At 43.7% G+C, this 1443-nt stretch carries 1 protein-coding gene; it reads left to right on the forward strand.

What is annotated here, in order from left to right; translation table 11 throughout:
• Positions 1–109: 109 nt before the first annotated feature.
• Complete coding sequence (locus C7379_RS12555) at positions 110–1345, forward strand: IS4 family transposase (protein ID WP_048739691.1); 1236 nt, start codon at positions 110–112, stop codon at positions 1343–1345.
• Positions 1346–1443 lie beyond the last annotated feature (98 nt).

Consider the following 1443-nt stretch of genomic DNA (forward strand, 5'->3'; position numbering starts at 1 on the left):
TATTGCTGTCCGGTAAAACTTTATTAAACAAAATAATTTAGGGCTGACACTTCTCACGAGGTGTCAGCCCTTTTGGTTATCTTTGTTTTTACTAAAATAAAACATAACCATGAGCAAAGATAGTCATTTTACCGGACAGCCGGTCTATAGTCAAGTATTAAAGTTACTCGACAAGGAGAAAATTCTTCAAATAAGCCGCGAAACGAAAGGAAGCGAGGCTTATGTGAAGCGTTTTGACGGTTACCAACATCTTGTCGTAATGTTGTTTGGCATCCTCAAACACTTTGATTCTCTGCGCGAACTTGAGATAGGCATGAAGGCGGAGGCTCACAAGCTCGCACACCTCGGAACGAACTATCTAGTTCGTCGCAGTACGCTTGCAGAAGCCAATATACGCCGTCCTCAGGAGTTCTTTGCAAGTGTCTATGCATATCTACTGGAGAAATATGCCAAGTTTTTAGCGGACAGCCGCCCTGCCAAGAGTTATAAGGGGCAGACGCACGAGCCTAAAGACTGGGAGAAGCTGCTTTACATGATGGATTCCACCACAATAACGCTCTTCGACAACATACTCAAAGGGGTTGGGCGGCATCCGAAATCAGGCAAGAAGAAAGGCGGCATGAAAGTGCATACGGTTATGAAGTATCATGTCGGCGTGCCGATGGTGGTGCAGCTCACATCCGCCGCTAAACACGACCATTACCTGCTAAAAGAGGTGCATCTGCCAAAAGACTCCACTTTGGCAATGGATCGTGGTTATGTCGACATAGCACAATTCCAACGTCTTACAGAAGAAGGCGTTTGCTACGTGACAAAAATGAAGAAAAACCTTAAGTATGAGGTACTTGAATCCGTTATGTACGTCAATACAGAGGGACTTGTGGCACATATTGACCAAAAAGTACGTTTTACAAGAGGGGAACTCATCCATGAGGCACGAAGGGTGGAGATATTTTATGCGAACAAGAAACCAGTTGTGCTATTGACCAACAACTTTGACTTCACGGTTGAGGACATTGCTGAAATTTACCGCTTAAGATGGGCTATCGAGTCGTTATACAAACAACTTAAACAGAACTTCCCGCTTCATTTCTTCTATGGGGACAGCGTCAACGCCATACAAATACAGACATGGGTTGTTCTGATAGCCAATTTGCTGATAACGGTTCTGTCGAGAAGCATCAAGAGGCATTGTGCATTTTCGCAAGTTGTTACCATGGTACGGCTTATGCTTATGTACTACGTCGATTTTATCGCATTTATGGAAAATCCCGAAAAAACTTGGAATGATTTCCTTGCAAAGGAGATGCAAAAAGCGCCGCCAGAACCAAGTCTTTTCGATTAAGAGGGGGCTTACTTTTGAAAAAATAAACCCCGAAGTCCAATTTTACTGGGCTTCGGGGAGGATATTTATGCTCTTTTGAGTTTTACCGGACAGCAATA

This window comes from Hallella colorans (assembly GCF_003096815.1).
In the GTDB taxonomy this organism is placed as follows: Bacteria; Bacteroidota; Bacteroidia; order Bacteroidales; family Bacteroidaceae; genus Prevotella; species Prevotella colorans.